Here is a 23606-nt window from a genome sequence, read left to right as displayed (position 1 = left end):
GGCGCCTTTAGACGCGTGCCGGAAATCCAAGGGTTATACCCTAAGAGCAAACCACCCCTTTTAGGGGTGGTTTTGATGCGAGAACGGGTGATGCAAGGGCGTCCTCGCAGATGTTTTGCGTGTATAGTCTCACGCGTTGTACCATATACACGTATATGTGTGCATATGAAAGGGGCCCCGTGGCCAAGACGGTATATTCCGATAACCAACAAAATGTCGATGCTCTGGCTGAGCGTCTGAGCGGACAAACGTCGCTTTCTGCCGAGCGGGCAAAGCTGGTTGCCTACGACCTGCTCTGCCGCAAGGCGCTCAAGATCAAGTCGAGCGCGCTGGCACAGATTTTCCGCTCCGTTGACAAGGAATGTGACACCAAGGCGATGCGCGATGAGCTCATCGCGGCAAAGATTGTGACCAAGATCGAGGGCAGCGGCATTAACGGTCGCCCTGCCTTTTACACCATTAATGCTGAGATTAACGATGCCCAGGAGCAGCCCATCGAGGTTGCCGAAGAGGCCGGTGCTGAGGATTCCGTTGAGACGGCTACCGTGGAAGAAGCTGTTTCGCGCGAGCATATCGATACCGATGAGCTGCTCGATGAAAACGTCGTTCGCGCTTTTACCGCCAAGGCGGGTCGCGGCGGCTTTGGCGGAGGCGGCAAGCGCGATGCGCAACGCCGCGCTCAGCAGGAGCGCTTCCGTCGCGCCGTTGCTCAAAAGGATGAGCTTGATACCGAGGCTGTTGAGACTGAGGTTGCTGCCGAGTCGCAGAAGCCCGCGAAGGAGCAAAAGCCCGTGGAGGCCCAAGAGCCCAAGCGTCGTCGCGGTGCGCATTTTAAGGCTGCACAGCAGGACGTTGTGCGCGATGCCGAAGAGGCTGCCGAGGTTGCGGACGATTCCGAGAAGCCGGCCAAGAAGGCCTCAGACTCGTGTCGTCCCGGTCGCGGCTTCGCAGGTCGCGCGTACCCTGTAAAGCGTCAGGAGAAGGTCAATCAGGTTCCGGAGGCGCGGGCCGAGAAAGCCGTGAAGCCTGCCGAGCCGGAAGTCCGTGAACAGAAGCCTGTTGATGAGCAGACTGCTTCCGATATGGAGACTCTGGGCCAGCAACCTGCGGCTGAACAGATGGGGGAGGGTACTTCGAGCAAGCCTCGCCGCCGCCGTCATCGTGGCGGTCGCAGCTCTAACGCTCAGGATGCCGCCGAGAATGTAGCGCCGCGCGACGAAGATGCGAAGGTGGATGCTCCGATGGGGCAGCCCAGGCGTCAGCCGGCGAAGGAGGGCAAGCCCGAGCGTTCGCAGAAGCAGACGTCTACTTCGAAACGTGAGCGCAATGTCCAAGGAGATTCTAAGCGCAAGCCTCAGAAGAAGCCCGAGTCTGCCGCAGCAGATACGGCCGCCCAGCAGGCTGAGTCGACTACCCATGGCGAGGTTTCGGCGTTTGCCCTGGCCCGCGTTCTGGGCAGGCAGCTGCTCAAGGTTGTCCCCACGCCCACGGCGCTCTCCAAAATTAAGGAGCAGCAGACCCAGATTGTAAGGGTTGAAGGCAAGGACGGTAAAAAGACGCCGCAGCGCGCTCAGCACAACGAGATGTCCAATCGCAAGATTGCCGAGGAAATCGCGATCATCCAGGCTTGGGTCGAGCAAAACCGCGGCGCTGATACTCCGGTTGCCTCGCGCCGCCAGCGCGCCTACCAGATCTTCAATGACGAAAAGGCTTTTGACGGCAAGCATGGCGAGCGCCTGATCAGGCGTATGACCGAAAAGGGCATCAGCATGCAGGCGATCAAGGTCGCTCCCAACCGTCCGGTGCACTTTACGGGCTTCTTTACGCTGGGCGCCGACAAGCCGTTCATTATGGTCGAGAACCTGGATACCTATGACGAGATCGTCAAGCTCCTGCGCGGACGTAAACATGCCAAGCTCTTTGGCACTAAGGTGGGCGGCGTGATCTTTGGCGGCGGGTGCAAGGCGAGTGTCTCTCATGCGCTGGATGATTATCTGGCCGAGATCGGCTACCGCTTTAACTACGTTTACTATGTGGGTGACATCGACCGAGAGGGCGCGCGTATTGTCGAGCAGACTCGCAATGCCAACGTCGTTGAGATTCGCCTGCATGCCGGCATGTATCGCGCCATGCTTGCCGAGCATAAGCGTCGCGTGAAGGCCGGCGGCGCGTGCGAGCCCGCGGCTGCCAACCAGGGCGTGCCGCAGAACCTGGCGGCGACGATTAAGGATCTGCCCATGGTTACGCGCGTGCAGTTCCGCAACGTGCTGCGTGAGGGCGGACGAATTCCGCAGGAGATTCTGATGACCGCCGACTATCGGGATGGCGACTCGGGAAGCTTCGACCGCATGCTGAACAATTAGGGACGTGTGGCCCCGACGGGCCGGGCATTAAGTTTGCTGCTCTACAGTCCTGCGCAAGACGAAGGCCACATTAAGTGGCCTTCTTTGCGTGCGGAACTCGCGACAAACTTAATGCCCGGCCCGTCGGGGCCACACGGCACTTTGTTGATGACGGCTCGCTTTTCGGAACTGGGCTGATGATTTCTAGATGTAAGGCGCTCTTGGTCCTAATGGGCCTGGGGCGCCTATCTTTTGGAGGTAGATTTTTGGGACATGCCTTGAAATCTACTTCAACTTCTCGTGCAGGACGAGAAGTTATACGGCACTTGGGGACGTTCCTTTAGTGCCGGCACTTTAGGAACGTCCCTAAGTGCCGGCTTGTGGGGCGGAGGGATTCCGCGTCCGCCTTTTCGGCGGCCGCGCCCCGCTGCGTCGCTTCGCTCCTTGCGTGCTGCGCTGGAAAACGTTTCGCGTTTCCTCAGCTCCGCACCCTTGCGGGTTCGAATCCCTCCGCTTGTCCACAAGAAAGCGCTCTGGGCTGATGAAAGCCCAGAGCGCTTAGTTACCTTGGCTGGGCTGCGGAGACTTACGGCGAACACCTCCGTGTACGCCCTGCCCTGCGGTTTCGCGGCGGTCTCGGACGCACCGTGGCTCATGCGTTAGGCATGACCTCCTGCTCGCCGTCCTCGTCGAGGTACGGGATTAGGCACACGCCGCCGCGTGCCGTGGTCAGCAGCAGGTACTCCCGGTTCTGGCGGTCGCACACGATCTGCTGGTGCACGTTGTCGGGCAGGTCGTAGATGGGGCCGTCCGTACGGGGCTCGGCGCTCTCGGCGGGCGTGTCGTACACGGTGGCGACGTCCACAGCCTGGGCCGTGGCCTCGTCCGTGCAGCCCTCCAGCATGCCGGCGAAGCACACGGCCACGGTCAGCCCGAGCACGACCATGAGGAGTGCAGCCAGCCCGTCGCGCCCGGGTCCTTCCGTGCTCCTCATGGCTAGACACGCACCAGGTAGTCGTCGGCCTCCGGCTTGCCGGTGGCCTTGCCCACGGCGACGTAGCGGACCTTGCCACTGTATCCGGTGTAGCGCCCCCACACGTAGCCGTCGGCGATCTTGTACCAGTCGTCGAGGGTCACCGCCTCGCCCGCCGAGTAGTGCGCCACCTCGGTGCCAGATAGGCCGGGCGCGTCGCGCACGCGCAGGTAGTTCACGGTGCAGCGATAGCGGCCGCCGAAGCCCTGGCCGGAGTGCTCCCCGCTTGGCTGCGTGGTCTCGCCCGTCGGGGCGTCTCCCGGCTCCGTGCCGGCCTCCATGGCGTCGTACCACTGCTGGGCGCGCGCCATGTAGCGGTTGTGGTAGGTCGTGCCCTCGCGGAGCGGGCCGGGGCACTGCGTGGCGGCGAAGTGCGAGTGCGGGAACACGTTCACGCCCCATTCCGGGCGCCCCAGGCCGTAGTACTTGTGGATGGCGGCCAGCAGGTGCGCGCCGCTCTCCAGGCATGCGTCCGTGATCGAGTCGCCCTGGTTGGCGTGTTCGATGCCGATGCTCTCGCAGTTGGCGTCCCAGTCACGGGCGTGCCACGCGGTGTCGGAGTCGTTGACCAGCTGGCCGATGCGGCCGCCGGACTCGACCTGATAGTGCGCGGACGCCTCGCAGGACTGCCAGATGTTGTAGCACTGCTCCACGGTGAGGTCGCCGGCGTTGTAGTGCACGACGGTGAACTTGAGCTTGTGGCCGCTGCGCCCCTTGGTGAAGTGACGGGTCAGGAGCATGTTCACGTCCGCCTGCAGCTTGTCGAAGTCCATGGCTAGTCCCCCTTGACCTCGCCGAGCGCCAGGAGGGCGTCCAGCCACTTGTCGGTCACGCCGACGGCCTTGAAGGAGGCGTAGGCCACCTGCACGCCTCCCACGCACGCGAAGATCGAGGTCACCCACGCCGACGCGTCGGTCGGCATGCCGCCGGCCATGGCGGTGAGGGCGCCGCACAGCGCCGAGACGGCGATGGCGAGCCAGCGCGCCGTGTTGCCGCCCATGGCCTTGGACTTGATCGCCTGCACGATATAGGGCACGACCAGCACCGTGCACACCGTCAGGCCCGCCTGAATCTCTGTCATTCGATTGCTCCTATCTGTCTGATTCCTTGTCGTACAGCAGGTCGACGCGGTCGCAGATGTGGTCCACCTTGGCGGCCATGCCCTGGCTGCGCGCCTGGCTGTGCGCGAGGTCCGAGTGCAGCACCTCGTTCGAGGCCACCACGGACTCCATCAGCGTCTTCATGGCCTCCATGAGGCTGTTGGACCTCTCCATCTGCGCCGCGATGCGGCCCTCCATCTGGGACCGTTCGCGGTCGCGCTGCGCCCGCTCGGCCACCTCCTCCTGCTTGCGCTCCTCGCGCTTCAGGTCCAGGGCGCCCTTGCGCTCGTTCTGCTTCTTGTACTCGTCCAGAAACTGGCGGCCGAAGTAGAACGCTATGAGGCCGAGCAGGACGCCGCCGAGCCATTCCGGGCCGAACGGCGCGAACAGGCTCAGTACCTCCACGGCCTACTCCTCCTTGGACGCGATGATGGCGTCGCGCTCTCGCTTGGTGATCTTGCCGGCAGCCAGCAGCTGCTCCAGGCTCTCGTCGTTGTAGAAGCCCTTCAGGTACCACTTCTGCACGCGCTGCGCGAACTTGCTCAGCTTCACGGCCATCTACTCCACCTCCCCGGGTGCGGTCTCGTCCTCGTCGTCGATCGGCAGCTCCACGTCGGTGCAGGCGGCCACCAGCTCGGTCAGCGCCTCCTGGCGCTCGATGCGGCTGGCCAGGTTCTCCTGCTCGCGCGCGGCGGCCAGGTCGTCCGGGGCCTTCTTGATGTTCAGCATCGGCTACTCCTTCCATAGTCCCTTGTACCAGGCGTCGGAGCGCCTGATCAGCCCGAAGCTGTCACCCTTGGAAGCGTGGTCGCGCCAGCCCTGGTAGCTCTCGTCGACGTCTGCGCGCATGATGCGGCCGTTGCGGTTCAGCCGCGCCATCTTCGCTACGCGGCGGCGCATGTCCTTGACGTTCGACGGCTTGACGAACATGAGGGCCTTCCCCGTGTCGGTCAGGTGGAAGTCGAAGCCCAGGAACTCGATGCCGTCGCGCAGCGGGTACACGCGCGACTTCTTGGGGTTCAGCTCGAAGCCTAGGGTATGCAGCGTGTCGCCGAAGGCCGCCATGGCGCGCTCCGCCTCCTCGCGGGTTGGCAGGATGGCCACTGCGTCGTCCATGTACCTGATGTAGTTCCTGATGCCCATGAGGTCCTTGGCCATGTGGTCCAGCGGGTCCAGCACGCTGATGCCGGCGATCTGTATCATCTGGCTGCCCGGGTTGTACCCGACCTCGCCGGGGTACTGGTTGCGCATGACCGCCGTGGCCATGGCCATGATCTCCGGCGGCAGCTTGCGCGAGAACGCGTCCTCGGCCACCTCGTGGCGCATGTTCGGGTAGTAACCGGCCACGTCCATCTGGCACACCCAGCCGTTCGGCCCGTGCCTGCGGTAGTGGCGCCGCATGAACTCCTTCAGCCTCTCGCGTGCGTAGTCGGTGCCCTTGTCCTCCTGGCACGCCGCGTTGTCCTTGATGAAGCCGCGCACCATGCGGGGGTAGATGCTGTTGTCGTTGAGGCTGCGCTGGAACACGCGATCGGCGAAGCCCACGCTCACGATGGTGCGGCGCTTCGGCCTCGTTATGTCGAACTCTCGCGTCTTGCCGCAGCGGAACGTGCCGTCCTGCAGCTTGCGGCTCATGGCCAGCGTGCGCTCGGGCAGGTTGAGCATGTAGCTCGCCACGCTGTCCTTCCACATGACGCCGCGGCGGCACTTCCTGGCGCTCTCCATCAAAGCGAGGAACCCGACGACGCCGTTAAGCTCGCCGGGTTCCAGTTGTGGGTGGGGTCCGGGGCGCACTGCAGCCGAACGCGTTCCAGCCGCGTCGGCGTCGCCCCGGCATTGGTCGGCCCTCTCGGGCTCGGGGTCGCGGCTCCCCGCGCCGGCTTCTGCCCGCTCCGCGGCTGCACCGCAGGCTTTCAATGGGCCTCCACCGGAGTGGTCGGGAGCGCAGCGATTCGCGTTCTGCGCGTTCGTGTTGTTGACGTTGCCGGACGCGTTCACGTAAAACACGTTGTTGCCGTTGTTGCGATTAGCGGAACGAAGGAACACGTTCTGTTCAGCCACGGCCCCAGCTATCTCAGATGCCCGTATCTCCTGGCATCGGATGCCCTCCATGCGGCGATCTCCTCTCTGAGGTCGACCGCCTGGCCTATCCAGTATACAGCCTTGCCCTCGGCCAGGTGCATGACGCCCCATGAAAGGTTGATGAGGAACAGCAATTCCCGGCAGCACGTCATGGCCATGTCCTGCAGCCTGCGGCGCTCCGCGTACAGCGCCGCGTCGTCGCGCACTTTGATGTCGTTGGCACACCAGATGAAGCGCGCTATGTCGAACACGGCGGACTTTACCTTGTCGGTCACGGCGGACTGCTCGGGCTTGAACACCTTGGGGTTCGCCGTGATCTCTAGCGTGTGCTCGACGAGGTCGCAGGCGTCCAGGAACGCCTTCAGCTTGCACTTCTTCCTCAGCCTCTTGGGCACTGACAAGGCGGTCTCCTATCGGTAGTGGGGCGGGCGGTGGCCCGCCCCGGATGGTTATTGATGATTAGATGGCGCGGGCGGGAGCGCAGCGATGCGCGAGCTGCGCGTACGTGAGGCCGACGGAGCCGGACGCGTACACGTAAAACACGCTGGCGCCGTAGTTGCGATAAGCGGAACGAAGGAACACGTACTGCGGGCTGGTCTTGCCGTTGATGGCGTAGGTGATCAGCTGCGTGTACGTCTGCCAAAGTGCCAGCGGCGTCGGGGACTGCGCGATGCGCGCCCAGTACTCCCAGGCCTCGCCCTCCTTGCCCTTCATGCCGGACTCGTTGAGCGCCAGGAAGTGCTCCTCCAGGCTCGGCAGGAACACGAGGTCGTAGGTGGTGTCCAGCACCGGCTCGTTGGCGGTGCCCTCCTCGCAGTAGGGCACGCCGGTGACGACCTTCACGCGGCGCATGACGGCCAGCTCCTCGGCGGGGATGCCGTCCAGGAAGCCGTGCTTGCCGACGTACTCGGGCGGGCGGTCCCACTTGTTCTGGGGCTTCCACCAGTTCGTGCCCTTGCCGTTGAGGTACTGGCGCAGCGCGGACTGCGCCCAGCGGTTGTAGCCGTAGGCGCAGCGGTAGATGCTGTTCATGTTGCCGTCCGGCTTGGTGCCGATGGTGCCCAGGCTCGTGCCCTGCGCGCCCTCGCTCATGCCCACCGTCTCGATGGGGCTGGCGTCGGCGACGGTCTTGTAGGACTTCACCTGCCACGTGCCCGGGTCTCGGTCCGGCGCGTACTCCATGCCGGCCAGCACGCCGCCCTTCGGCACTTCCTTGGCGAGCGTGAACTGATAGGTCTTGCCCTTGACCACGTTGGTGCCCCACGAGGTGCCCATGGTCAGGTTGTAGGTACCGGCCGCCAGCGCGGTCTCGCAGTACCAGAAGGCCTCCTTCTCGTCGAACTGCGTGCCGAACGGCAGCGTGTGGTGCCATTCGATGATGGTGCCGGGCAGCTTCTCGCCGGCCTGCAGCTCCAGCTCCTCTGCGAAGTGGCACACGTCGTTGGCCACGTCGTAGACGGTGCCGCCGTCCGGGTCGGTCCACTTGGAGGTGATCTGGTCGCCGATGTCGAGCACGTAGCGCCCCAGGCCGTCGCGGCTCATGCGCGCCAGGCCGTCCCAGTCCGTCTTCAGCGCCGCCACCTTGTCGTGCGCCATCGCCTGCAGCGCGCCCGCGATGGCGCGGCCCGTGTCGTCGGTGATGACCGGGTACTCGACGATGCTGTCGTTTTCTGCCATGTCTAGCCCTTCCTCTTTACTCTCACGGCCACGCAAAGCTGGCCCTTGCTGTTGACGCACAGGCCGTTGGTGAGCGCCAGCACGTTGCGCTCCCACTCGGCCATCTTCTGGCTGTAGTTGCTGGCGCGCTCGGCCTCGGCCGTCACGCGCTCCGCCTCCTTCATCACGCGCGCCTGCTCCTGCGCCGTCGCGGTCTCCGTGATGGCCGTGCAGGCGTTGATGGCGGCGGTGGCCTGGCGGGTGATCTCGTCGGCGTTTGCGGCCATCTCGGTCGACTGCTCGATGATGCGGTCCAGCATGGGCACGTAGGCGCCGGTCACGGCGTCCGTGAGGTCCACGTTGTCCAGCACCTCGATGCGCAGGCTGTTGGTGGAGCCCGTGAAGTCGCGGCCGACGATGCGGAAGTAGGCCATGGTCACGGAGCCGCGCACGGCCGCCACGGCGTCGGGGAAGCGGTAGGTGAACTGGCCGCCCTGCCCCTTGTCGACCACCTCCTCCATGATGGGGAAGCCGCCGGCGTTCTCCGCCATGAACGAGACGGTGCAGTCCGTGAGGTCCAGCGCCACGCCGTCGTCCATGATCTGGAACGTGCGCTGGAGGCTCCGCGAGTCGCCGCGGCGCGCCCTCAGCGCGATGACTGGCATGAACTGGGTGCTGGACTTCTGCAGGTCCAGCGTCAGAATCTCGCGCATGCCGTTCCTTTCTCTCTATCTATCCGATAATTCCGAGCACGACGCAGCCCGCGGGCATGACCAGCACGAGCGCCGTGTCGCCGGCCCTCGGCGAACACGACGCCAGCTTGCTGCACGGCGTCGGCTCGGTCGAGCCGCGCAGCCTCACGTTCACCGTGGGGCCGTCGACGGACAGCACCGGCGCGCGCGTGTGGTAGTCGGCGGCGGTCCTCTCGGGCCACAGCGCCGCGGCCAGCCGGTCCGCCAGCTCTCCGCTAGGCGTCATTCCTCCACACCACCTCTCCAGCAGTCGTCACCTTGAAGTCCGGGCGCAGCAGGCGCCGCATGGTGTGCGTGGTCTCGCCGCCCAGCCCGAACTCGACGTCCTTGGCGGTGATGCCGCCTAGCTGCTCGACGCCGGCCTCGCGGTAGTCGAGCAGCCCGCACTCGCCGACGCGCGACGGGATGAACAGGCCGTGCACCTCCACGTAGTCGATGCGGGTGGAGTTGTCCAGCAGCCTCTTGCGCGCGGCGGCCTTCAGCGCCTCCAGCATCTTCTCGGGCGTGTCGCCGGACAGCTCGGTCACCTCGTCGTCCAGCTGGTGCTCGCGGCGGCGCGTGACGGTCGAGGCGGCGCTGCGCGGGTCGTCGTTGCGCGCCTCGGCGTACAGCCCCACGTTGTCGTCCTCGTACCACAGGCGCACCACGTTGGGCGTGTCGGCGCGGTTGTCCCTCACCGTGACGGAGGGGAAGAACACGCTGGTCTCGTCGTCCCGGAACGTCCACGACGGCGTGCGCTCCGTGGGCTCGACGTAGGGCTGCATCTGCACGGTGCCCCACGCGTCGGTGTCGGCGCTGCCGAAGTCCGCGGCGGACAGCAGCCAGTTGGCGATGCCCAGCCACTTCTCGTCGCGCTCGAACGTGTGCGCGGAGGACAGCCTGTGGGACGACGGCGCGGCGTTGACGACGAGGCCGAGCGCGCGCAGGAAGCCGGCGGCGGTCTCCACGGTGGGCGTGCCGGCGGGCAGCGTGAGCGGGTAGCCGGGGCCGGTGGAGGCCGCCACGGTGAGCATGCCGGACAGGTCGGCGCTGCCGCTCACCAGCGAGCCGTCCAGGTCGGTCTCGCCCAGCTCCAGGAAGCCGGTCACCACGGGCCCCTCCCAGCTCTCGCCGGCGTCGTCGGTGAAGCCGTAGTACACGCGCACGGCGTCGTCCTCGTCGGGCACCGTGGAGCCCTCGTAGTCGATGGAGCCGGTGGCCTTCAGCTCCTTGAACTGGCTCTCGGAGGACTTGCCGCCGGTGATCTGGCCGTAGTCCTCCGCCTCCTCCATCCCCGGCCACTTGACGCGCCGGAACGTCCAGTGCTCGTGGTAGCGGTTGCCGTGCCACCTCATAGGCCCTCACCGTCCAGCCTCGTGGCCTCCAGGCTCACGCTCCACTGGCGCTCCGCGTTGCCCAGCGACGGCGCCAGCTTGGCCGTGGCCATGAACGGGAAGACGAAGCCGTACAGCGTCTTCATCACCAGCCGCTCGCCGCTGCACACGGCGCGGTAGAACGCCAGCGCCTCCTCGCGGCTGTTCAGCGTGACGGAGGCCGTGTGCTTCTCGGCCACGCGGTCGGAGGACACGCCCACCGGGTAGCGCCTGCCGGCCAGGCGGAACGTGGAGAACTCCGGCTCGACGGCGATCTCGTCGGCGGGGTTGTACCTGCCGCGGGCGATGCCGCCGGACCAGTAGACGAACACGTGGCCCGAGTCGACGCGGCCGGGGAACCTCGTCTCGCGCACGGCGCCGGACGCGGCTATGCTGGCCGTCTCGTAGGCGTAGTCCGTGTTGAGCGGCGCGTACTCGTCCGTGAGCTCCGCGCCGTCGTGCAGGCCGTCGGCCAGCAGCGTGCGCACGCCGCCGACGTTGCGCCAGACGCTCGCCGACTCCATGGGCGCGGCGCCGTCCTCGACGCCCGCGTGCACCGTGACGGCCACGCGGCCGGTCGCCGGGTCCGGCACGGCGACGACGATGGCGGGCGCCGGCAGGCTGTAGCGCACCGAGACGGAGCGCTCGGCCGAGCCCTGCAGCGTCGAGGACGAGCGGGCGGTGGCCGCCAGGCGGTACGATGCGCCGTCGGCCGGCAGCCACTCGGAGGCCGGTATGTCGAACTCCAGCCCGGCGGCGAGGTCGCGGCTGTAGACGGTCGAGCCGGAGGCGTCGTAGATATTGAGCGTGCCGGCCGCCATGGTGCCGCTCGGGTCGCTGTAGCGCACGCGGACGTGCACGGGCACGGTCTCGACCGTGAAGCCGTCGGCCGGCTCCTCGATTGACAGCGTCGGCACCTGGCGCACGTAGGTGGCCACGGCCGGCGACCACGGGCCGTAGTCGGCATGGGCGCCCCTGGTGCGCACCTGCACGGACAGGCGGGTGTTGACCGCGAACGAGTTGGCCAGCGTCGCGCTGGACGCCTCCCCGTCGACGTCGACGGTCGTCCAGATCCTGCCGTCGGTGCTCCAGCGCCACTGGGCGGCCGTCTGGGCGGAGCCGTCGATGGGGTTGTGGCGCCACGTGACGGAGATGGAGGCCTGCGTCTTGGGGATGACCTGCGAGGAGGACGGCGAGGTGACGGTGGGCGCCGCCGGCGCGCAGATGGTCACGATGCCGCTGCTGGCCGTCCAGGCGCTCCTCAGCCCGCCGTGGGCGTTGCGGACGCGGTAGTACCACGTGCCGCCGCCGGGGTCGTCCTCGAACGACGTCACGTGGCCCTCGACGGTGCGCACCGCCGTCCACTCCTCCATGTCCTGGCTGCGCTCTATCTCGGCGGACGTGGCCGTGTTCGCCGGGTTGTCGAACGTGCCGCGCACGCGGGTGTTCGAGACGCGCGCCATGCTGATCTTGCCGGGCGCGGCGGGCGTGTTGTAGACGGTCTCCGTGTACACCCAGTCGGACGCGCCGGCCGAGTTTCGGCTGCGGACGCGGTAGCGCCACGAGTGGTTGGCGCTCGTCGAGCGGTCGGGGCACCGCGTGCCTGCCGGCTCGACCGCGGCGAAGTCGGACCACGCGCCGCTGTCCATCTGGCGCTGCACGTCGTGGGCGAGGTACAGGTCGTCGTAGTCCGATCCGTGCCCGAACGTGACGGCGTTCTCGGTATCGCTCAGGCGGGCCACCTTGACGTCCGTGGGCGGGGCCGGCAGCGTGCAGACCTTGCCCGTGTAGGTGTGCGATCCGGCGTTGCCCGCCCCGTTGTGCGGCAGCACGCGGAACTCGTACACGCGGTTCGGCTCGCACGCGTACTCGCACTCCGTGTCCCCGCCGCCGACGTCCTTGTGGAGGGTGAAGCCGCCGCCGTCCACCGAGACGTCGACGTAGATGCCGGCGTAGGGGCGCGTGGTGGTGTTGTTGTTCCTCCACTTGACCCTGATCTTGCCGCCGTCCAGCACGGCGCTGCACTGGCTCACCGCGTTGGGCGCCCACGTGGGCACGTCCGGGCTGTACCGGGCGGTCACGGACGAGTTGTAGTGGACGCCGGACCAGCTCAGGTATGAGATGGTGGCCGTGATGACGGCCTGCTCCCCGTAGCCGACCCATCCGTAGTCGACCCATCCGGAGTCGCCGTACCAGTTGGGGCCGTACAGCTGCACCTGGCCGCCCCAGTTGCGGTCGACGATGGTGCCGCCGAAGTTGCCGTCGTCCACGCGGATGCTGCGCTTGTACTGGACGTAGGCGCACCCCTCCTTCTGCGCCGTGGTCCTGCACTCCACGTACGCCCGCATGTGCGCGCCGGGGCCGGCCTTCTCTCCGAAGTATCCCTTCGCCATGCTCTATCCTCTCGCTCTCGTCGGGTTCGCGCGCTTGGCGTCCAGCACGAGGTCCACGAAGTCCTCCAGCGTCGCCAGGTCGCGCAGTTGGTCCATGTTCAGCGTGACGTCGCCTATGTTGTAGACGGTCGTGCCGCCGGCCCCGGCATCCGCCCCGCGTGCCGCCAGGCGGCGGGCCACGGCGTCCGCGTACGGGTCCATCTCACGGCCGGACAGCGGCACGACGGCCTCGGGGCCGGCCTCGCCGATGCCGACGACGCTGGCGCCCATGGCGATGGCGCCGGTGCGGTACCAGCTCACCGAGATGGACGGCACGCTGGGCGGCACGAGGCTGAAGTCTCCGCTGATGCTGAAGTGCGGCAGGTTGATGTGCGGGAACTGCAGGTGGAGTCCTGCGAAGAAGCCGCTGATGGCGCTGAGCGCGCCGGACACGGTGCTCTTGGCGCCGTTCATCGTGCTGTCGATCACGGACTTGATGCCGTTGAACGCGCCGGAGACGGCGCCGGTGACGGCGTTGCACACGCCGGTCACCACGGCCCTGATGGCGTTCCACTGGCCGGAGAAAACGCTGGCGATGCCCTGCAGGATGCCGCTCACGATGCCGGCCAGGCCGTTGAGGATGTTCGACACGCCCTGCTGCAGCATCGTGAAGTCGCCGGTGGTCACGGCGAGAATCACGCCCAGCACGGTCTGGAAGATGCCCTGGATAAGCGTCCAGGCGCCCTGTATGACGGTGCTCACGGCGGCCATCACGTTGGTCACGGTGGCCAGTATCACGGCCAGCACCTGCGCCACGGTGTCCATGATGGAGGTCAGGATGGGCACGACGGTCGAGACGATGACGGTCAGCACGGCGCCGATGATCGGCCCCAGCGTGTCCATGGCCACCTGCACGGTCGAGACGATCTGGTCGAGGAACGCCTGCACGTACGGCGCGAGGAACGCGCATATCTCCTGCACCTTGGAGCTGATGGCGTCTACGCCGGCCATCACGGCGGCGCGGAACGTCTCGGACGTGGTCCACGCGGCGTAGATGGCCGCGGCTACGGCGGCTATGGCGGCCACCACGGCGGCGGCCGGCGCCAGCGGGATGGCCAGCGCGCCGCCCAGCACGGCGAAGCCCTCGGAGATGGCCGGCAGCGCCGCCACGACGGAGCCGACCACCATCAGCAGCGGGCCCAGCGCGGCCACGAGCGCGAGCACCACGGCGATGGCGGTCTGCACGCCGGCGGGCAGCGATGCGAACGCCTCGGCGACGTTGCCTATCACGCCGGCCACGGCGGTGATGGCCGGCGCCAGCGCGGTGCCGAACGCGATGGACGCGGACTCGACGGCGCCGCCCATGTTCTCCAGCGCCCAGGACAGCTCGCCCTTCTGGGCGTTGGCCATGGTCTCGGCGGCGGTGGCGTCGTTGGTGGCGGCGATGTACTTGGCCAGCCCCTCGCTGCCGGACTGCATCAGGATGGCGGCGGCGCGCGAGGCGTCGGAGCCGAAGATGGTCTGCAGCGCGGCATCGCGCTCGGCGTCGCTCAGGCCGCCCAGCTTGCCGGTCAGCTCGTCGGCGATGCCGGAAATGTCCTTCATCTTGCCGTTGGAGTCTCGGATGTTCAGGCCGTAGGCGGCGATGGCCTCGGCGGCCTGGTCGGTGGGCGCGGCGAGGCGCTGCAGCATCGTCTTCAGGCTGGTGCCGGCGTCGGAGCCCTTCACGCCGTGGTCGGCGAACAGCGCCAGCGCGGCGGCCGTGTCCTCCAGGCTCCAGCCGGCCAGCGACGCCTGGGCGCTGCACTGGCTCATGGCCTGCGTGAGGTCCGAGACGTCGGCGGAGGAGGCGTTGGCGGCGCCGGCGAGCGCGTTGGCGATGCGGGTGGCGTCGCCGGCGCCCAGGCCGAAGCTGCCCATCATCTGCACCGTGGTGGCCGCGGCGGCGGCGAGGTTGAGCTGGCCGGCGGCGGCGAGGTCCATGGACGCCGCGAGCGCGCCGCCCTTGATCTGGGCCTCGGTCAGGCCGCCCTTGGCCAGCTCCACCATTGCCTGCGCGGACTCGGTGGCGCTGAACACGGTGTCGGCGCCGAGCTGCAGCGCGAGGGCGCGCAGACCGTCCATGTCGACGGATGCGCCGCCGAGCGCGCCCTGCACCTGGCTCATGGCGTCGTCGAAGCTGGCCGCCACGGAGGTGGCCGCGCCGCCCGCCGCCACGATGGGCACGGTGAGCCCCAGCGTCATGGAGCGCCCCAGGTCGGTGATGCCCTCGCCGAGCGCCTTGGTTGCGGAGCCGCCCTTCTTCAGGCCCTCCCAGTTGAGCTTGCCGTCCTTGCCCTTGATCTCCTCCATGGAGACCTTGATCTTCTTCAGGCCGGAGACCACGCCCTGGTCGTCCAGGCGCGCGAGGACGGAGACGGCGTTGGATGCGCTACCCATCGGCCCTCACCGCCCGCTCCGCTGCGGCGAACTCGGCGGCGAAGGCGGACGCCATGGCGCCGTTGGCCGCGTCCATGCGGTCGGCCTCGGTGCGGTCGGCGTGCAGCGCGAAGTGCGCCGCGCGGGCGCGGAACGCCTCCACGTATTCCCTGTTGTTCTTGGTCTCCCTCGGGCACTTGGCCGTGCGGTAGTAGATCGCCTGCTGCAGCGGAGTCTCGCCGGACTCCATCAGGCCGGCCACGAGGTCGAGGAACGCGCCGTAGCTCATGCTGCCGGCCACGGCGTCCCAGTCGAGGCCGTACGCCTGCAGCAGCGAGGCGCGGATGCGCCCGGCGTCCTCGTCCCAGTCGAACACGGGCTCCTCGCACCCGGCGGCGCCCCTCGTGCCGTACAGGTCCACGCCCATGGCGTCCCACAGCACGGCGTCCACCATGTCCCAGAAGCCGTCGCGCCCTGCCGTCTCGATGGCGGCGGGCAGGTCGGCGAACAGCATGGCGCTGAGCAGCTGCTGCTTGTCCTCCTCGCTCAGCTCGGTGTCGGCGAACAGCTCGTTCACCAGCATGGCGTTGAGGGCGGAGTCGCACACGTCGTACTCCGCCCCCTCGTATTCGTAAGTTGTGCAGAACCGTCCGTTAACGGTCCCGCTTCTCGTCGTCAGGCTTCTGCGCATCTGCCACCACGTCCTGTAGGTAGTGCGCTGCCTTGCTCTGCTTCACGTCGTTCAGGCGGTCGAAGATCGCCTGGCACACGGTGGCGAATACCTGGACCATGACGAGGTTGCACTGCGCCGGCTTCAGCTTCACGCCGTCGCCGCACGCCGTGAGGATGGCGTCGTAGGACTCCTCGCCGATGCCCTCGACGATGATGGGGCCGATGATGGCGGCCATGTCCTCGGACAGCTTGTTCAGCTTCTTGCGGTCGAACGTCTTCTCCTTCAGCGTGTCGAGCGCGAGCGCCTGCTGGCGCGCCTTGATGCACTTGGCCGCCAAAGCGTTGACGGTGCCGTCGGTGCAGTCGATGGTGCACTCCACCGTCTCGTCGCCGACCTCGACCTCGAAGCGCTCGAACGACTTCTTTACCTTCAGTGTCTTCATGGTTGCGCTGCCTTCCCATCGTGCGCTGCGTTCAAAGAGAAAGGAGGCCGGGGCTGCAGCGCGTAGCCCCGGCCTCCTCGGCAGATGTTCCCCCGGCTGTCGCCCCGCGCCTAGGACGGGGAGACGGTCACGTCCACGACGGCGGAGACGGACGGCTTGGCCGCGCACTTGACGGCCAGGCGGGTCTTGCCGGCCTTGATGCCGGTCACGGTGCCGTCGGCGGCCACGCGGGCGATGCCGGTGTCCTCGATGGCGAACAGGCAGCGCGTGGACGCGCCCTCGGGCAGCACGGACGGCTTGACGGCGGCCGCGGTCTTGTTGACGGCCACGGTCACCTCCTGCGCCACGCTGACGGACTCGGGCAGCAGGGTGCCGGCGGCGGGGGTCACGACGGTGGCCACGCCGGAGCGGGACAGCGAGCACTTGAAGCTCGTCTTCTCGTTGGCGGCGCCGTTGGGGCCGTTGGCGGCGATGTCGAGGACGGTGCAGGGCGCCTCGATGCACTTGCCGGTCGGGTCGGTGACGCGGTAGGTCGTCTCTCGCTCGGCGCCGATGCCGTCCTCGATGGAGGCCACGTAGTCCTGGAACGGGTCGCCGATCAGGCGGTGGCCCTCGACGCTGTACTTGGCGCTCACGCCGGTGACGTCGGTCTTGGTGTTGCCGCCGCCGTTGTAGTAGGCGTCCTCGCTCGTGCTCTCGCTGTTGTCCTTGCCGATGTTGGAGATGCCGGGGCCGACCCATGCCCAGTGGCGCTTGTCGCCGTCCGGGGTGGTGTCGACCTCGACCACGTGCTGGTAGTTCAGCGCGAAACCGATATCCATCTAAAACTCCTTGATCTCGATGTGCGCGGTGGCCTCGACCACCCACACGTTGCGGCCGCTCTCGTCCCACTGGACCGGGCGCGGCTTCACTGTCTCGATGCGTATCATGCGGTAGCTGCCGTTGGCGCTGTCGAGCGGCACGGTGCGCAGCGTGCGCTCCGCCAGCAGCGCGTCGGCCATGGCGTCCAGCTCGACGCGGCGCGCGAAGAACAGGCTCAGGCGCACGGCCGTGTCGAAGGCGAGGTCGAAGTACCCGTCCTCGCCGCCGGGCACGCCGGTGCGGATGGCGCAGAACTCGGCGTGGCGCCGGGTGTCGGGCAGGTAGGTGAACACGTCGCGGACGCCGGCCGCCTCCAGGCGGTCCCTTACCACGTCCACGAGGTCCAGCGTGCCGTTCTCTTCCATGTGCGTGCCTCCTAGTAGTCCATGTACAGCCGGCGCGCGAACTCGCGCAGGTCGTCGCCGTCCTCCCGCTGGCACTTCTCGTCCCAGTGGTCGGTCGTCGCCGGGTCGGTGTGGTTCATCGGCTCGTAGTACTGCCGCGCCGCGTAGGGCGTGTTCCACGTGAGCACGCCCGCGCCGTAGTCGGAGTTGACCGGCTCGCTGGAGCGCAGGATGGTCTCCAGCACCGGCACGTACTTGCGCATGGTGAACGCGCAGCGGCGCGCGTACAGCACCTGGCGCCTCTTGCACTCGGCCGGCGCGGTCGCCAGGTCGATGCCGGCGGTGACGACGTCCACGGCGATGCTCACTTCAGCTCGACCTCCCAGTGGTGCACGTGGCCGCGTTCGTCGACGTAGCGTGTGCACGACGCGACGCAGCACTCGGTGGCGCCGTCGACGGAGACGAGGCTGCCGGCCGGCAGCTCCATGGCCCCCGCCGTGTTCACGGCGTCGATGAACAGCAGGCCGGTCGTGGCGTCCTGCAGCTGGTAGCCCGTGGCGCGCACGGACGCCCTCTGCTCGTAGCGCACGCCCAGCAGGAGCCTCTTGTCGGAGAAGCCCTGGCGGCCGCCCTTCTCCTCTGGCACGCGCACCTCGGCGCGGCTGGGCAGCAGGCGCTTGGGTATGGGCACCATGCCGATCACCCCAGCCCCTGGTACAGGAGGCCGGAGCCGGACAGCGCTCGGCGCACCGCCCGGTCCATCGCGGCGTCGTAGCCGCCGCCCTGCCCCTGCTCGATGGTGAGCGAGCCCAGGCGGACGGAGCCGGACGCCTCGATGCCGCCGGAGAAGCCGTACGCCGCGTCGACGTCCAGCGCCGCGCAGACGGCCGCCTTGTACGCGGCTACCTGCTCCTCGCCCTCGGGGACGTTGAAGCCGATCACCTCGCGCACGGCGGCCACGGCGGCGCCCAGGTGCGGGCGCACGTCGTCCCACGTGTTCGCGCCGTGGTAGTCGGCGCTCTCGACCTCCGGCAGCATGGCTACTCCGCCTCCGCTGCCTTGGCCGCGGCCCTCTTGCGCGGCTTGCGGGCCGGCTTCTCTGCCGGCTCCTCGGGCTCCGGCTCGGGAGCTTGCTCCTGGCTGGCCTCCGCCGGCTTCTCGGCCGGCTCTTCGGGGAAGGTCAGCCCCACGATGGTGCCCATTAGGCGGTCACCGCGACGTGGGCGTAGATGAGGCCCTTCTTCTTCAGGTACACGATCAGGTCGTGGTACAGGCGGTACTGCCACTTGTGGGCGTCGTCGTCCTGGTTCACGTCCGGGGAGAAGTAGCGCAGCTTCTCGTGCTTGGAGATGGCCGCGGCGGCCTCGGGGGCCATGACGATGAAGTTCAGCGCCTTGCCGTCCTCGGCCTTCTCGTAGCCGCCCTTCTCCTCGCCGGAGGTGGTGCCGTCCAGCAGCTTGATGGCGGAGTAGAAGCGGTCGCCGGCCACGCCGATCATCTTCATCTCGTCGTAGGTGCCAAAGTTGCTGTTCGGGGACTCGCCGGCGGACAGCTGGTACTTGTTGGACAGGCGCAGCAGCTTCTTGGTGGCGGCGGAGTGGTAGAACAGGCACTGGGACAGCTTCACGCCGTGGTCCTCCATGCACTGCTCGGCCTCCAGCACGGCGGCCACGGTCTCGTCGGCGCCGGACAGGTCCTTCTTGACGGTGGTGCCGGCGTTCTGGGTGAGCTTGGCGAAGCGGATGGCGTCCACCTCGGGCACCACCTTGGTGCGGGTGAACTCGCCCATGGCGTTGGCGGAGACGAGCTTGGCGCGCTCGTCGTCGTCGAGCACGTCGATGTTGAACTCGCGGTCGCGCTCGTACTGCAGCTGGTAGGGCTGCCAGGTGACGGAGATGCCGCCCTTGGTGAAGCCCTGGCCGCGCTTGTGGGTGGCCAGGCCGTCCATGTCGATGCTGGCGATCTCGATCTTGCCGTTGCCGCTCATCTCGCCCAGCAGGTCCTGGTTCATGTTCAGGTCGCCGGTGACGGTCTCCTGCGCGATGACCTTGTCCAGTCGGTTGGTGAACTTGTCGATGCAGTTGGACAGGTTGTTGGTTGCAGCCATGTGCTGCTCCTCTCTACTTCTTCAGGCCGAAGGCGCGGTCGAGCGCCGCGTCGTCGTCCTTGGCCGCGCCCACGGGCTTCAGCCCCGTGGAGCCGGTCTTCTTGACTTCCTCGAACAGGTACGGGCAGGCTTCCTTCAGCTTGTCCACGTCGCCCTCGTAGTCGTCCAGCAGCGCCTTGGCCGCCTTGACGTTCTTGCATCCGGCGATCTCCAGGCGGTAGGCCGCCTTCTCGCTCGCCATGGACGCCTTCATCTCGTCGAGCTTCTTCTGCAGCTCCTCGCGCCCCTCCTTGGTCTTGGCCGCCTCGTCGAGCTGCGCGCGCAGCTTCTCGATCTCGTCGTCCTTGGCCTTCAGGTCGCGCTCGTACTTGTGGCGGTTGACGGTCGCGCCGCCATCGCCGCCCTGCGGCTCCGTGGTGCCGCCTGCCGGCTCGTTAGCCGGCTTCTGGGGCTGCTGTGCCTGGGTGCCGCCGTCGGCGCCACCCGTGGGCTCCTGGCCCTCCTGCGGGTCGGTCTGCTGCCCCTGCGTCTGCTGTGCTCCCATGTCCGTACCAGTCCTTTCCGGTGTTTGGTTGCCGCGCTTCTCTGCGCGCTTCGGTACTTGCAGCTGTTGCCGCCGCTGCCGCGCCGCACCCCGTTGCCGCCGGGTGCCCGCGCAGCTTGGATGGTCGGGCACGTGTCGCCCGCCAAAAGGAAGGGCCGCCCCTGCGGACGGCCCTCGCCTCGTTCTGTTCGGTTGTCTGTGTTGTCCGCTAGTGGCTCAGCGCGTAGTTCACGAACTCGGGCTCTAGCTCCAGGTCGTACTTCTCGACGTGGTAGGCGTCACGGTCGCTCCACTGCCAGCCGCCGCGCCTGTACCAGCCCCACGCGCTGTCGTATACCGTCTTGCCCGTGACTGCGTCCTGGAAGCGCCCGGCAGTCGCGCAGAACGGCGCCTGCTTTCGCATGAACGCCAGCACCTTGTCCTTCTCCGCCAGCGCCTTGGTCGGGAAGTCCGTGCCCTTGGCGTAATCGGTCGTCGCTATGCCTCTCACTTCTTCCCCTCCCTCGGCTGGAACGTTATGAACTCGCCTGTATTATCCCCCGGACTGTCCCCGACCTCAAGCCTGCCGTCGCTGTAAACCTGCAGCGTACCGTCGGGTGCGGTGACGGGCGCGCCCAGCTCGTCCGCCAGGCGCTGCGCGAAGCACGGGCTGCCGTTTTTTGGCGCCTTGCCGGTCGAGCACGCCATGAGCTGCACGGGCGTACCGTCCTCGTAGTCGTCGCGCGCCCTGATCACGTCTGCTAGCACCTTGTGGTCGGAGCGCTGGCCCAGGAGGTCGACGAACGAAGGGGCGCCATGGCACACGACGATATAGCCCTTCTCCTTGCCCATCTTGCCGTACGCCGTTCTCGCCACGTGCCCCAGCGCGCCGTTGTCGTAGATGGGGCGGCGCTTCTTCGCGCACGCCTCCATCAGCTTGAAGGTCTCACGCGCCCGCTGCTTGGTCCTCGCGCTCACGGACAGCGTTACCCTCGGCATGTCCCCGGCCCACTCGCGCGCGGGGTGGCGGTGGAGCACCGGGTGCCCGGTCAGGCTCTTGGCGTTTGACTCCTTCACCAGCCTGCGCATGGCCTCCTGCCGGCGGGTCAGCAGGTCCTGCGCCCTCACCACCTCCACGAGCGACTCGTTGGTGGGGGAGGCGTCGTAGCACTTGCGGGCGCCGGCCAGCTCGCGCTTGGCCTCCCGGATGGCGCGCTCCCCGGCGCGCTGCCTCTGCTCCAGCCTGTAGACCTCCTCGCCCGGCAGGCCGCTGGCGTGCTTGGGGTCGCGCTCGTAGGCGCGCGGCGCGCCCGGCAGGTACGGCCCGAACGAGTGGCGGCAGTTGGCGCCCAGCAGGCCGTCCACCGATCCGTAGCCCGTGGCGGCCTCCAGCCCCTCGTACGAGCGGCCGTCGATGCTCACGGCGCCGCGCCAGCCGTACACCTGCCCCTGCCACGCGGCGTGGCTCGGGCGCGCGTTGGGGTGGCTGGAGACCTCGACCAGCTGCACGCCGTACTCGTCCATGGCCCTCGCGGTCATGCGGGCGCCGTCCTGGGCGATCTGGGTGCGCACGTGGCGGCGCACGGCCACGTCCACGCGGTTGCGCACGGTGAGGTTGCCGGCGGCGTCGCGGTACTGCACCACGCTCACGCCGTCGCGCTCCAGCCTGCGCACGGCCCGGTGCAGCGCCTGCTCGGCCGTGGAGGCGCCGGAGTTCACCCGGGCGATGGCCTCGGTGGACGCGGACAGGAACGCGTCGAGGGCGCCCTGCTCCATGTGCAGGTTGTCGCGCTGGAGGATGGCGGCGAGCCCGCGCACGGTGGCGTCCATCTGGCGCGGCCACTCCTTCTCCGTGCCGGGCCTGCCCAGGCGCTCCATGTCGTCGGCGTCGGACGCCCTCATGAACTTCTCGACGGTGACGCGCAGCTCGGCGTCCACCTCGCCGGCGTGGCCCTCGATGATGCGGCGCAGCTCGTCGGCGTGGGTCTGGCCCAGCAGCGCCGCGGCCGTCACGCTCCTGGAGGTCACGCCGCCGCCGGCCAGCATGAGGTCCACCAGGTAGTCCAGCATGTCGGCCTCTATGCCGCGGTACACGCGCGCCAGCGCCTCGCCGGCCTCCTCCAGCGCCTCGGGGGACAGCATCAGAAGCCCTCGTCGAGCAGCTGGGCGGAGGGCACGGCCGCGGCCGCCTCCTCCTTGCTGAAGCCGTGCCAGTCGATCAGGTAGCGCTGCTTCAGCTCCGGGACGCCCAGCGCGGCTATCTCGGCCAGCGCCATGTTCTTCTCGGTCTGGGTGTCGGCGATCACGCTGTCGTCGAACTGGACCTTGACGGCACCGAAGTCCTCCTCGATGGCCGCGCCGCAGTGGATGCGGGCGCAGTTGAGCAGGCTCGTCACGACGCGCTGGACGGCGCCGCGCAGCACGTTCTCGTGCTTGCGCACGTTGCGCATGAGCGCGGAGTTGTCGGCCGCCACCTCGGTGGCCGTCTTCAGGCCGCCGGACCTGTCCAGCGCGAAGTACTGCTGGCCGAAGCCGCACAGGTCGCCCAGCTCCGCGAGCGCCATGTCGAAGGCGGAGCGCAGCGGCTCCACGCGTATCTCGGGGCTGTAGATGCTGATCAGGTTCTTGGTCGGGTCCTGGCCGGCGAGGCGGCGGAACAGGCGGCCCTCGATGCGCGGCGAGGGTATGACCTTGCCGTTCTCGCTGCGCACGTCGACCATGCTCTCGTCCACGAACACCTTGGCGGCGGTCAGCTCGACCTCCTGGAACATGGAGTCGTAGGCGAGGTCCACGGCCTTGATGGCGTCGAGCGCGTCGGCGAACACGGACTGGCCGAACGGTGACAGGTCCACCACGGTGTTCTCCAGCGCGGGGCGGATGATGCCGAACGTGGGGCAGTCCTGCAGGGTGTCGAAGTCGGCGATCACGCCTGCGGCCTCCGCGTCCTGCTCCTCGCCCTCGCTGAACAGGTAGGTGCTGATGTGGTAGGTGCCGGTCTCCAGGTCCGGCGCGTGCACCTGCAGCTGGTCGACGCGCTTGCCGGCGACGGCGGCGCGGGTGACGAACGCGCACGCGCTCACGCCCTCCTCGTCCCATGACAGCGGGCGCACCATGCGGGCGTCGTAGCGGCGCACCTTCAGCTCGGCGCCCTCGTCGCGCACGTCCAGCCACAGCGCCCACGCGGCGGTGCCCAGCGCGAACGCCTTCTCCACGACCATCTGGCCGGTGGGCCAGAAGTTGGCGCGGTCCAGCCAGTCCTGCAGCCACTTGTTCGCGGCGTCGGCCTCCACGCTCACCTGCGTGTCGTCGGTGATCAGCAGGCTGGCCCACTCGGACGCCACGCGCTTGGCGGGGCGGATGCTCATGCGGTTGCGGGTGCGGCGGCGCCCCTGCAGGTCGGTGTAGCTGTCCCGGTACCAGTCGTCCCCGCCGCTGTACCAGTCGAACCACGACTGGATGTATGTGTCCATCGAGGTGTCGACGGCGTACCCCAGCTCCTTCAGCTTCTTGGTCACGTGCGCCGGCACGCTGAACTCGTCCACTGCCATG

Annotated in this window: 28 protein-coding genes; 1 reads left to right on the top strand and 27 read right to left on the bottom strand. The window is 67.9% G+C overall.

Going from position 1 to position 23606, the window contains the following annotated elements; genetic code table 11:
• Window positions 1-179 precede the first annotated feature (179 nt).
• Window positions 180-2363: a hypothetical protein gene (locus I1M21_RS08035; RefSeq protein ID WP_195193170.1), complete on the top strand. Its 2184-nt coding sequence runs from the start codon at window positions 180-182 to the stop codon at window positions 2361-2363.
• Window positions 2364-2994: 631 nt separating this feature from the next.
• On the opposite strand, the gene I1M21_RS08030 is transcribed toward I1M21_RS08035, so the two are convergent.
• The 27 genes from I1M21_RS08030 to I1M21_RS07900 form a co-directional block, all read right to left on the bottom strand.
• The gene (locus I1M21_RS08030; RefSeq protein ID WP_195193169.1) at window positions 2995-3336 is read right to left on the bottom strand and encodes a hypothetical protein; all 342 of its coding nucleotides are present in this window, start codon (window positions 3334-3336) and stop codon (window positions 2995-2997) included.
• A gap of 2 nt (window positions 3337-3338) precedes the next feature.
• On the bottom strand, window positions 3339-4148 hold the full coding sequence (locus I1M21_RS08025) for an N-acetylmuramoyl-L-alanine amidase (RefSeq protein WP_195193168.1): 810 nt from the start codon (window positions 4146-4148) through the stop codon (window positions 3339-3341).
• A 2-nt stretch (window positions 4149-4150) separates the two neighbouring features.
• Window positions 4151-4456, bottom strand: coding sequence for a hypothetical protein (locus I1M21_RS08020; RefSeq protein WP_195193167.1), 306 nt, complete (start codon window positions 4454-4456; stop codon window positions 4151-4153).
• Between the two features lie 10 nt (window positions 4457-4466).
• A complete protein-coding gene (locus I1M21_RS08015) occupies window positions 4467-4880 on the bottom strand; it encodes a hypothetical protein (protein ID WP_195193166.1) in 414 nt (137 codons plus the stop codon).
• A 3-nt stretch (window positions 4881-4883) separates the two neighbouring features.
• Entirely contained in the window at window positions 4884-5033 is a 150-nt protein-coding gene (locus I1M21_RS08010) for a hypothetical protein (protein WP_195193165.1), read from the bottom strand.
• On the bottom strand, window positions 5034-5204 hold the full coding sequence (locus I1M21_RS08005) for a hypothetical protein (RefSeq protein ID WP_195193164.1): 171 nt from the start codon (window positions 5202-5204) through the stop codon (window positions 5034-5036). It lies immediately after the preceding gene.
• A gap of 3 nt (window positions 5205-5207) precedes the next feature.
• The gene (locus I1M21_RS08000) at window positions 5208-6536 is read right to left on the bottom strand and encodes an RNA-directed DNA polymerase (protein WP_195193163.1); all 1329 of its coding nucleotides are present in this window, start codon (window positions 6534-6536) and stop codon (window positions 5208-5210) included.
• 8 nt (window positions 6537-6544) lie between these two features.
• Window positions 6545-6958, bottom strand: a complete 414-nt coding sequence (locus I1M21_RS07995; protein WP_195193162.1) for a four helix bundle protein — start codon at window positions 6956-6958, stop codon at window positions 6545-6547.
• Window positions 6959-7016: 58 nt separating this feature from the next.
• A complete protein-coding gene (locus I1M21_RS07990; protein WP_195193161.1) occupies window positions 7017-8234 on the bottom strand; it encodes a DUF6273 domain-containing protein in 1218 nt (405 codons plus the stop codon).
• Window positions 8235-8236: 2 nt separating this feature from the next.
• Window positions 8237-8926, bottom strand: coding sequence for a BppU family phage baseplate upper protein (locus I1M21_RS07985; protein WP_267471399.1), 690 nt, complete (start codon window positions 8924-8926; stop codon window positions 8237-8239).
• 19 nt (window positions 8927-8945) lie between these two features.
• Complete coding sequence (locus I1M21_RS07980) at window positions 8946-9191, bottom strand: hypothetical protein (RefSeq protein WP_195193159.1); 246 nt, start codon at window positions 9189-9191, stop codon at window positions 8946-8948.
• Entirely contained in the window at window positions 9181-10299 is a 1119-nt protein-coding gene (locus tag I1M21_RS07975) for a hypothetical protein (protein ID WP_195193158.1), read from the bottom strand. The genes I1M21_RS07980 and I1M21_RS07975 overlap by 11 nt, the downstream gene beginning before the upstream one ends.
• On the bottom strand, window positions 10296-12710 hold the full coding sequence (locus I1M21_RS07970; RefSeq protein WP_195193157.1) for a fibronectin type III domain-containing protein: 2415 nt from the start codon (window positions 12708-12710) through the stop codon (window positions 10296-10298). The genes I1M21_RS07975 and I1M21_RS07970 overlap by 4 nt, the downstream gene beginning before the upstream one ends.
• 3 nt (window positions 12711-12713) lie before the next feature.
• Window positions 12714-15128: a phage tail tape measure protein gene (locus I1M21_RS07965; RefSeq protein WP_195193156.1), complete on the bottom strand. Its 2415-nt coding sequence runs from the start codon at window positions 15126-15128 to the stop codon at window positions 12714-12716.
• Window positions 15121-15798 (bottom strand): Gp15 family bacteriophage protein, encoded by a 678-nt coding sequence (locus I1M21_RS07960; protein WP_229025694.1) that lies wholly within the window; start codon window positions 15796-15798, stop codon window positions 15121-15123. The genes I1M21_RS07965 and I1M21_RS07960 overlap by 8 nt, the downstream gene beginning before the upstream one ends.
• A complete protein-coding gene (locus I1M21_RS07955) occupies window positions 15761-16222 on the bottom strand; it encodes a hypothetical protein (RefSeq protein WP_195193154.1) in 462 nt (153 codons plus the stop codon). The genes I1M21_RS07960 and I1M21_RS07955 overlap by 38 nt, the downstream gene beginning before the upstream one ends.
• Window positions 16223-16332: 110 nt before the next feature.
• Window positions 16333-17043, bottom strand: coding sequence for a phage tail tube protein (locus tag I1M21_RS07950; protein WP_195193153.1), 711 nt, complete (start codon window positions 17041-17043; stop codon window positions 16333-16335).
• Window positions 17044-17448: a phage tail terminator protein gene (locus tag I1M21_RS07945; RefSeq protein WP_195193152.1), complete on the bottom strand. Its 405-nt coding sequence runs from the start codon at window positions 17446-17448 to the stop codon at window positions 17044-17046. It abuts the gene before it with no gap.
• Between the two features lie 11 nt (window positions 17449-17459).
• Window positions 17460-17795: a minor capsid protein gene (locus tag I1M21_RS07940; RefSeq protein WP_195193151.1), complete on the bottom strand. Its 336-nt coding sequence runs from the start codon at window positions 17793-17795 to the stop codon at window positions 17460-17462.
• Window positions 17792-18121, bottom strand: a complete 330-nt coding sequence (locus I1M21_RS07935; protein WP_229025693.1) for a putative minor capsid protein — start codon at window positions 18119-18121, stop codon at window positions 17792-17794. Before I1M21_RS07935 ends, I1M21_RS07940 begins: the two co-directional genes overlap by 4 nt.
• Before the next feature lie 5 nt (window positions 18122-18126).
• Window positions 18127-18465: a hypothetical protein gene (locus tag I1M21_RS07930; protein ID WP_195193149.1), complete on the bottom strand. Its 339-nt coding sequence runs from the start codon at window positions 18463-18465 to the stop codon at window positions 18127-18129.
• A 2-nt stretch (window positions 18466-18467) separates the two neighbouring features.
• A complete protein-coding gene (locus tag I1M21_RS07925; protein WP_195193148.1) occupies window positions 18468-18629 on the bottom strand; it encodes a hypothetical protein in 162 nt (53 codons plus the stop codon).
• The gene (locus I1M21_RS07920; RefSeq protein WP_195193147.1) at window positions 18629-19534 is read right to left on the bottom strand and encodes a hypothetical protein; all 906 of its coding nucleotides are present in this window, start codon (window positions 19532-19534) and stop codon (window positions 18629-18631) included. Before I1M21_RS07920 ends, I1M21_RS07925 begins: the two co-directional genes overlap by 1 nt.
• A 13-nt stretch (window positions 19535-19547) precedes the next feature.
• Window positions 19548-20078, bottom strand: coding sequence for a hypothetical protein (locus I1M21_RS07915; RefSeq protein ID WP_195193146.1), 531 nt, complete (start codon window positions 20076-20078; stop codon window positions 19548-19550).
• A gap of 208 nt (window positions 20079-20286) precedes the next feature.
• Complete coding sequence (locus I1M21_RS07910) at window positions 20287-20568, bottom strand: hypothetical protein (RefSeq protein ID WP_195193145.1); 282 nt, start codon at window positions 20566-20568, stop codon at window positions 20287-20289.
• Entirely contained in the window at window positions 20565-22199 is a 1635-nt protein-coding gene (locus I1M21_RS07905; RefSeq protein WP_195193144.1) for a phage minor capsid protein, read from the bottom strand. The genes I1M21_RS07910 and I1M21_RS07905 overlap by 4 nt, the downstream gene beginning before the upstream one ends.
• Window positions 22199-23605: a phage portal protein gene (locus I1M21_RS07900; protein WP_195193143.1), complete on the bottom strand. Its 1407-nt coding sequence runs from the start codon at window positions 23603-23605 to the stop codon at window positions 22199-22201. The genes I1M21_RS07905 and I1M21_RS07900 overlap by 1 nt, the downstream gene beginning before the upstream one ends.
• Between the last annotated feature and the right edge of the window lies 1 nt (window position 23606).

The sequence above is a fragment of the Collinsella aerofaciens genome (assembly GCF_015546965.1).
Lineage (GTDB): Bacteria > Actinomycetota > Coriobacteriia > Coriobacteriales > Coriobacteriaceae > Collinsella > Collinsella aerofaciens_X.
The sequence above is the reverse complement of the archived record's forward strand: the minus strand, read 5'-3'. Positions and strand labels throughout refer to the sequence as shown.

Bases quoted from the DNA above. Each gene is read 5' to 3' on its own strand.
- I1M21_RS08030 (WP_195193169.1), bottom strand. From the start codon at position 3,336: ATGAGGAGCACGGAAGGACCCGGGCGCGACGGGCTGGCTGCACTCCTC.
- I1M21_RS08025 (WP_195193168.1), bottom strand. From the start codon at position 4,148: ATGGACTTCGACAAGCTGCAGGCGGACGTGAACATGCTCCTGACCCGT.
- I1M21_RS08020 (WP_195193167.1), bottom strand. From the start codon at position 4,456: ATGACAGAGATTCAGGCGGGCCTGACGGTGTGCACGGTGCTGGTCGTG.
- I1M21_RS08010 (WP_195193165.1), bottom strand. From the start codon at position 5,033: ATGGCCGTGAAGCTGAGCAAGTTCGCGCAGCGCGTGCAGAAGTGGTAC.
- I1M21_RS08005 (WP_195193164.1), bottom strand. From the start codon at position 5,204: ATGCTGAACATCAAGAAGGCCCCGGACGACCTGGCCGCCGCGCGCGAG.
- I1M21_RS07990 (WP_195193161.1), bottom strand. From the start codon at position 8,234: ATGGCAGAAAACGACAGCATCGTCGAGTACCCGGTCATCACCGACGAC.
- I1M21_RS07985 (WP_267471399.1), bottom strand. From the start codon at position 8,926: ATGCGCGAGATTCTGACGCTGGACCTGCAGAAGTCCAGCACCCAGTTC.
- I1M21_RS07980 (WP_195193159.1), bottom strand. From the start codon at position 9,191: ATGACGCCTAGCGGAGAGCTGGCGGACCGGCTGGCCGCGGCGCTGTGG.
- I1M21_RS07975 (WP_195193158.1), bottom strand. From the start codon at position 10,299: ATGAGGTGGCACGGCAACCGCTACCACGAGCACTGGACGTTCCGGCGC.
- I1M21_RS07970 (WP_195193157.1), bottom strand. From the start codon at position 12,710: ATGGCGAAGGGATACTTCGGAGAGAAGGCCGGCCCCGGCGCGCACATG.
- I1M21_RS07965 (WP_195193156.1), bottom strand. From the start codon at position 15,128: ATGGGTAGCGCATCCAACGCCGTCTCCGTCCTCGCGCGCCTGGACGAC.
- I1M21_RS07960 (WP_229025694.1), bottom strand. From the start codon at position 15,798: ATGCGCAGAAGCCTGACGACGAGAAGCGGGACCGTTAACGGACGGTTC.
- I1M21_RS07955 (WP_195193154.1), bottom strand. From the start codon at position 16,222: ATGAAGACACTGAAGGTAAAGAAGTCGTTCGAGCGCTTCGAGGTCGAG.
- I1M21_RS07950 (WP_195193153.1), bottom strand. From the start codon at position 17,043: ATGGATATCGGTTTCGCGCTGAACTACCAGCACGTGGTCGAGGTCGAC.
- I1M21_RS07945 (WP_195193152.1), bottom strand. From the start codon at position 17,448: ATGGAAGAGAACGGCACGCTGGACCTCGTGGACGTGGTAAGGGACCGC.
- I1M21_RS07935 (WP_229025693.1), bottom strand. From the start codon at position 18,121: ATGGTGCCCATACCCAAGCGCCTGCTGCCCAGCCGCGCCGAGGTGCGC.
- I1M21_RS07930 (WP_195193149.1), bottom strand. From the start codon at position 18,465: ATGCTGCCGGAGGTCGAGAGCGCCGACTACCACGGCGCGAACACGTGG.
- I1M21_RS07925 (WP_195193148.1), bottom strand. From the start codon at position 18,629: ATGGGCACCATCGTGGGGCTGACCTTCCCCGAAGAGCCGGCCGAGAAG.
- I1M21_RS07920 (WP_195193147.1), bottom strand. From the start codon at position 19,534: ATGGCTGCAACCAACAACCTGTCCAACTGCATCGACAAGTTCACCAAC.
- I1M21_RS07915 (WP_195193146.1), bottom strand. From the start codon at position 20,078: ATGGGAGCACAGCAGACGCAGGGGCAGCAGACCGACCCGCAGGAGGGC.
- I1M21_RS07905 (WP_195193144.1), bottom strand. From the start codon at position 22,199: ATGCTGTCCCCCGAGGCGCTGGAGGAGGCCGGCGAGGCGCTGGCGCGC.
- I1M21_RS07900 (WP_195193143.1), bottom strand. From the start codon at position 23,605: ATGGCAGTGGACGAGTTCAGCGTGCCGGCGCACGTGACCAAGAAGCTG.